Here is a 6365-nt window from a genome sequence, read left to right as displayed (position 1 = left end):
AAATCGCGGGGCAAGCCCGCTCCCACGCCGGCACCACCAGCAGAGTGGGAGCGGGCTTGCCCCGCGATTGTTCTGAAAGAGAAGGGGCGCCATCTGGCGCCCCTTCTTGTTGCTGCTTAGGCTTGCGCGTCCCAGGGACGGTCGCCTTTTTCATCCTTGACGCGGGTCGGCAGGCCCATCACGTCCAGCGCCTTGAGGAACGGCTCGGCCGGCAGTTCCTCGACGTTGACCATGCGGCCGGCGTCCCACTCGCCACGGGCGACCAGCAGGGCAGCAGCCACTGGCGGTACGCCGGCGGTGTACGAGATGCCCTGGCTGTCGGTCTCGGCGTAGGCTTCTTCGTGGTCAGCCACGTTGTAGATGAACACTTCGCGCGGCTGGCCGTCCTTGGTGCCCTTGACCAGGTCACCAATGCAGGTCTTGCCGGTGTAGCCCGGGGCCAGCGAGGCCGGGTCGGGCAGCACGGCCTTGACCACTTTGAGCGGTACCACTTCCAGGCCTTCGGCGGTTTTCACCGGTTGCTCGCTGAGCAGGCCGAGGTTCTTCAGCACGGTGAACACATTGATGTAGTGCTCGCCGAAGCTCATCCAGAAGCGCACGTTCGGCACGTTCAGGTTCTTCGAGATCGAGTGCACTTCGTCGTGGCCGGTGAGGTACAGGTTCTGCGAACCCACCACCGGCAAGTCGTCGGTGCGCTTGACCTCGAACATGGTGTTGCTGGTCCACTGGCTGTTCTGCCAGCTCCATACTTGCCCGGTGAACTCGCGGAAGTTGATTTCCGGGTCGAAGTTGGTGGCGAAGTACTTGCCGTGGGAACCGGCATTGACGTCGAGGATGTCGATCGAATCAATGCGGTCGAAATACTGCTGCTGCGCAAGTTTTGCGTAGCTGTTCACCACACCCGGGTCGAAGCCGACACCCAGAATGGCGGTAATGTTCTTCTGCTGGCATTCCTCGAGGTGTTTCCACTCGTAGTTGCCGTACCAGGGCGGGGTTTCGCAGATCTTGCCCGGTTCTTCGTGAATCGCGGTGTCCAGGTAGGCGACACCGGTATCGATGCAGGCACGCAGCACCGACATGTTGAGGAAAGCGGAACCGACGTTGATCACGATCTGCGATTCGGTCTCGCGGATCAGTGCCTTGGTCGCCTCAACATCGAGGGCATTGAGCGAGAAGGCCTGAATGTCGGCGGGTACCTTGAGGCTACCCTTGGCCTTGACGCTGTCGATGATGGCCTGGCATTTGGAGATGTTCCGTGACGCAATCGCAATACGACCCAGTTCGTCGTTATGCTGTGCGCACTTGTGGGCCACCACCTTGGCGACACCTCCTGCACCAATGATAAGAACGTTCTTCTTCAATTCAGCTGCTCTCCTTCATGAAAGCCCGTCTTACGACAGGCTCGAAACGTAGTCTTCGAAACCGAACTCGCGCACGACCTCGACGCTGCCGTCGAGTTGCTTGACCGCGATGGACGGCATCTTCAAACCGTTGAACCAGTTTTTCTTGACCATGGTGTAGCCCGCCGTGTCGACGAACGACAGGCGATCGCCAATGGCCAGTGGCTTGTCGAATTGGTACTCGCCGAAGATGTCGCCGGCCAGGCACGACTTGCCGCAGACCATGTAGGTGTGCGCGCCATCGTTGGGGGCCATCTTGGCGTTGAGGCGGTAGATCAGCAGGTCGAGCAGGTGCGCTTCGATCGAGCTGTCGACCACGGCCAGGTGCTTGCCGTTGTACAGGGTGTCGAGCACGGTCACTTCCAGCGAGGCGCTGTTGGTGATGGCCGCTTCGCCCGGCTCCAGGTACACCTGCACGCCGTAGGTTTGCGAGAACTGCTTCAGGCGCGCGCAGAAGGCGTCCACCGCGTAATCTTCGCCGGTGAAGTGGATGCCGCCACCGAGGCTGACCCATTCGACCTTGTGCAGCAGGTGGCCGAAGCGCTCCTCGATGTGGCTGAGCATCTTGTCGAACAGGCCGAAGTCACCGTTCTCGCAGTTGTTGTGGAACATGAAGCCGGAGATCTTCTCGATCACCTTCTCGATCTTCTCGGGGTCCCACTCGCCCAGGCGGCTGAACGGGCGCGCCGGGTCGGCCAGCAGGTAGTCGGAGCTGCTCACCTGCGGGTTGACGCGCAGGCCGCGCACCTTGCCTTCGGATTGCTCGGCGAAGCGCTCGAGCTGGCCGATGGAGTTGAAGATGATCTTGTCGCAGTTTTCGAGCATCTCTTCGACTTCATCGTCGGCCCAGGCAACGCTGTAGGCGTGGGTTTCGCCGGCGAACTTCTGGCGGCCGAGCTTGAGCTCGAACAGCGAGGACGAGGTGGTACCGTCCATGTACTGCTGCATCAGGTCGAACACCGACCAGGTGGCGAAGCACTTGAGGGCAAGCAGGGCCTTGGCACCGGAGTGTTCGCGCACGTAGGCGATCTTCTCCATGTTGCTCAGCAGCTTGGTTTTATCGATGAGGTAGTACGGCGTCTTGATCATTTAAAGGCCCCCGGCCAGGCCGGCCAAAAAAAGGACACGCATTGTGCCTTCACTTGCCACAGTTCGAAAGGGCGCAAGGTGCTTTTCGTCCGAGTCGCCGCTCATTGCATATACAAAGCGCCATCATGCGGTTGCCCGGGGCCCGCTGCTGGGGAGCGCCTGGGGTGCAATGGCCCTATTGAAACAGACGAATATGACCATCCTGATCAAAGGCCGGTAGCGAGGTGCGGGCAATGAAAGTAGGCGTTATTTCCGATACCCATGGTTTGCTGCGCCCCGAAGCGCTGGCGGCGCTCGAGGGCTGCGCGCTCATCGTGCACGCCGGTGACATCGGCAAGCCACAGGTGCTTGAGGCGCTTGCAGCGCTGGCACCGCTGCGGGTGGTGCGTGGCAACAACGACGTGGCGCTGCCCTGGGCCCAGGGCTTGCCGGACGTGGACAGGTTTGAGGTGCAAGGCTGGCAGGTGCTGCTGGTGCACGACCTGGCCGATGTGCCGGCGCACCTGGACCAGGGCGTGCAGTGGGTGATCACCGGGCATTCGCACAAACCGCTGATCGAACAGTGGGAGGGCCGCCTGTACCTCAATCCGGGCAGCGCCGGGCCCCGGCGCTTCAGCCTGCCGGTGACCCTCGCGCTGATCGAGGTGGGTGCGGATGGGGTGATGCCTGAGATAATCCCTTTGCTCACCCCGGCGTCGATCAAGGCAGGTCAGGCCAGCAGGTCCTCGTGAAACGCGCCGTAGGGCAGCTCGGGGTGGGCGATCTGGATTTCCAGGATCCACAAGCCTGCGCCCGGCTGCCCGTCGAAAGCGCCCAGATCACCGGCCCGGTAGATGGCATGGGGGAAGTCGCTGACGCGGTGGCCCTTGATTTCCAGGTTCAGCTTCCAGCCCATTTCCCGTGCGCGCTCGGCGGCAAAATCGTACAGCTCGATGCCCGTCACTCCTTGGGTACGCCAGTGCGCCTGGACCTCGTCGAACAAGGTCTTCACCGCTGCGGCGCAGGCGATCTTCTGTGGGTCGTTACCGGTGACGAAGGTGGTGCCGGCATCGCCCTCATGGCCCTCCCAGACCACGCCCATGTCGATGAAATAGATGTCGTCCTCGCCCAGCACGGGGTCACCGTCGGAGCGCTGCTTGAAGGTCTTCAGGGTGTTGGTGCCGAAGCGGATGTGGGTGGGGTGCCAGATCCGCTGCATGCCCAGCGCTTCCAGCACTTGCTGGCCCAGCGCGCGGGCCTCGGATTCGCGCATGCCGGGGCGGATGCCCTGGGCGATGCGCTCGACGGCCTGCCAGGTCATGCGCTGGGCATGTTTCATCAGGTCCAGCTGATAGGGGGCACCCACAGCTTCCTTTGCAGTGTTGGTGGCAGTCATGCCGGTACTCCTCATCAGGGGGTGTTTCGTTATGATTTTTTTATACAGCGATCAGCTTCGCAACCTCAGCCTCCGGGCGCAGGCCGCGCAGGAACAGGTCGGCCAGCGCCTGGGTCGACGCCCGCGTTGGCTTGAGCTGCGCCGAACTGCCGGGCGCCGCGCCGAAACGGAAACTGGCCAGGGGCGTGGACCAGAGGAACAGTAGCAGATGCTCTGGCGCGGTCCGGGCAATCAGCCCGCGCTCCATCCACTGCGCAAGGCAGGCCAGGTTCTGCCGGGCGCTGTGGCGCAAGGCTTCGCTGCGCTCGCCAGGCAGGCGCTGCCCGCCGTGGAGCATTTCCTTGAGCCAGACCCGTGTGGCATGGGGGTGCCGGCGGGCCACCTCGGCCTTGGCCTTGAAGTAGCGGGGCAGGGCGTGCTCTGGATGGGCCTCGGCCGCAAGGCTGCGCGAAGCCAGCAGCAAGGGCTCCATCACCAGGTCCAGCACGGCGGTGTAGAGCTGCTGCTTCTTGCGAAAGTAGTAGAAGACATTGGCCCTGGGCAGGCCGGCGCGGGTGGCGATGGCGTCGACCCGGGCGGCGGCGAAACCGTGTTGGGCGAACTCTTCGCTGGCGGCTTCGAGGATCAGTTGCAGGTTGCGGTCACGGATACTGGACATGGCTGAGGCAGGACTTCTGAATCGCTATGTTGAAAAGTATATAGCGATACCCAGTTGGCCTGCCATGGGCTTGTACCCGCGAGCAGGGCCTAGGCCACCTGTTCCAGCCAGGCGCGGATCTGCTCCAGTGTGGCGGTCGCGCCACCGCAGACGATCACCAGCACATTGCCGTAGGCCTGGAACACCTCTGGCCGCTGCAGCAACGCCAGCGCCGCACCGCAGGCTGGTTCGACCAGCACCCGGTGATCGCGCAGCAGCCTTTCGCAGGCTTGCAAAGCTTCGCGGTCGCTGACCAGGTGGCTATGCACGGTGTGGCTACGGCTGCAGGCCAGCGCCTGCTCGGCCACCCGCTTGGCCCCCAGCGAGGTGGCCACCGACTGGATGCCCGGCAGCTCCACGGTATGCCCGGCAGCCATGGCCGCGTGCAGCGACGCCGCGCCGTCGGTCTCTACCGCCAGCACCGGCACGTCGTGCCAGCCATTGCGTTGCAGGCCCTCGACCACACCGCTGAGCAGCCCACCGCCGCCGACCGAGAGCACCACGGCATCGGGCTTGAAGCCCGCCGCCGCCACTTCGTCGATCATGCTGGCATGGCCGGTCCACAGCAGCGGGTCGTCGAAGGGGTGGATGAATGCATCGTCCGGCCCCAGCAGCGTCTGGGCATGGGCGTTGGCCTCCTGCCACGAGCTGCCGTGCACCACGACCTTGGCGTCCTCGAGGAGCAACAGCTCCTTGGCCCGCTCGGTGGTGGTTTCGGGTACCACCACGGTCACCGGCAGCCCCAGCTTGCGTCCGGCATAGGCCACCGCCAGCCCGGCATTGCCGCCCGACGACGAGACGAAATGTTGCGCGCCACGGGCCTGGTGTATTTCACAGGCATGCCCGACCCCGCGCAGCTTGAACGAGCCGCAGGGTTGCAGGGCCTCGAGCTTGAGCCACACCGGGCGGCCGGCACTCAGCGACAGGGGGCGGGATTCGATCAGCGGGGTTTGGATGTGCAGTGGCATGGGAGCTCCAGGTTGTTAGTCGCGGGCAGCCGGCGCGTGCTCGCCGCGCAGCTGCTCCAGGTAGTTGTAGATGGTGTAGCGGGTCACGCCGAGGGCCTCGGCGGCCTTCTCCACACCGCCCTTGACGATGAACAGCCCGCGTTCCTGCATCACCCGCACCGCCTCGACCTTGGCCTGCTTGTTCATCCGGCCCTGGCCGCTGCGTTGCAGCGAGTCGTGGATGATCTCGGCCATCAGCACGGCCATGTCGGCGGGCTCGCTGCTCACGACCGGGGCGGGCGTGGCGCCCAGTGGCTGGAAGTGCTGAAGGAAGGCCATGGCGGTATCGAGGCCGGTGACATCGGTGTTCACGCACAGGCTGGCAAACGGGTGCCCGCTGCTGTCGCGGAAGATCGCCGTGGCGCTGCGCAGGTTGCGGCCTTTGAGCGTGGTGGGGTAGTCGGGCAGCACCACCGGCTCGCAGCCTGGCTGGCCATTGGCGGCCTGCATCAATGCTTTGAAGCCCTGGTCCTTTTCGGGGGCGGCGAGGATCGGGCTGCCGACCTGGCGCCCGGAGAGCTGGCCGTTGGCGATGGCCACCACCGAGTGTTCGGGGTGGTCGAGGTCATGCAGGAGGATTTCGACGTTGCGCGGGACAACACTGCCCAAGGCCTGGAGGGTGGCCTTGAGTACGGTGAGGGTGAGCTGGCGCTCTTGGGAAGGCGTCATGGTGGCATCGCATTATCAACAGTTAGTTGATTTTTGCATGCCTTGTTGAAATATTCCAGCGGGTAGAAAGCATCGCGGGGCAAGCCCGTTCCCACAGACGTAAGCTCGTGGGAGCGGGCTTGCCCCGC

At 64.0% G+C, this 6365-nt stretch carries 7 protein-coding genes; 1 reads left to right on the top strand and 6 read right to left on the bottom strand.

What is annotated here, in order from left to right; translation table 11 throughout:
- Positions 1-116: 116 nt before the first annotated feature.
- Complete coding sequence (locus ACO6VM_RS07225; RefSeq protein WP_125464691.1) at positions 117-1361, bottom strand: saccharopine dehydrogenase family protein; 1245 nt, start codon at positions 1359-1361, stop codon at positions 117-119.
- Between the two features lie 30 nt (positions 1362-1391).
- Positions 1392-2489, bottom strand: coding sequence for a carboxynorspermidine decarboxylase (locus ACO6VM_RS07220; RefSeq protein ID WP_125464690.1), 1098 nt, complete (start codon positions 2487-2489; stop codon positions 1392-1394).
- A gap of 233 nt (positions 2490-2722) precedes the next feature.
- Between ACO6VM_RS07220 and ACO6VM_RS07215 the strand changes: the two genes are divergently transcribed.
- Entirely contained in the window at positions 2723-3220 is a 498-nt protein-coding gene (locus ACO6VM_RS07215) for a metallophosphoesterase family protein (protein ID WP_422402972.1), read from the top strand.
- On the opposite strand, the gene ACO6VM_RS07210 is transcribed toward ACO6VM_RS07215, so the two are convergent.
- The 4 genes from ACO6VM_RS07210 to ACO6VM_RS07195 form a co-directional block, all read right to left on the bottom strand.
- Entirely contained in the window at positions 3199-3864 is a 666-nt protein-coding gene (locus tag ACO6VM_RS07210) for a M24 family metallopeptidase (RefSeq protein ID WP_401058204.1), read from the bottom strand. The genes ACO6VM_RS07215 and ACO6VM_RS07210 overlap by 22 nt on opposite strands.
- 40 nt (positions 3865-3904) lie before the next feature.
- Complete coding sequence (locus tag ACO6VM_RS07205; RefSeq protein WP_401058206.1) at positions 3905-4522, bottom strand: TetR family transcriptional regulator C-terminal domain-containing protein; 618 nt, start codon at positions 4520-4522, stop codon at positions 3905-3907.
- A gap of 89 nt (positions 4523-4611) precedes the next feature.
- Positions 4612-5529 (bottom strand): pyridoxal-phosphate dependent enzyme, encoded by a 918-nt coding sequence (locus tag ACO6VM_RS07200; RefSeq protein WP_422402971.1) that lies wholly within the window; start codon positions 5527-5529, stop codon positions 4612-4614.
- Positions 5530-5544: 15 nt separating this feature from the next.
- Complete coding sequence (locus tag ACO6VM_RS07195) at positions 5545-6237, bottom strand: helix-turn-helix transcriptional regulator (protein ID WP_422402970.1); 693 nt, start codon at positions 6235-6237, stop codon at positions 5545-5547.
- Positions 6238-6365: the final 128 nt, after the last annotated feature.

The sequence above is a fragment of the Pseudomonas sp. GZD-209 genome (assembly GCF_049310485.1).
GTDB classification, from domain to species: domain Bacteria; phylum Pseudomonadota; class Gammaproteobacteria; order Pseudomonadales; family Pseudomonadaceae; genus Aquipseudomonas; species Aquipseudomonas sichuanensis.
The sequence above is the reverse complement of the archived record's forward strand: the minus strand, read 5'-3'. Positions and strand labels throughout refer to the sequence as shown.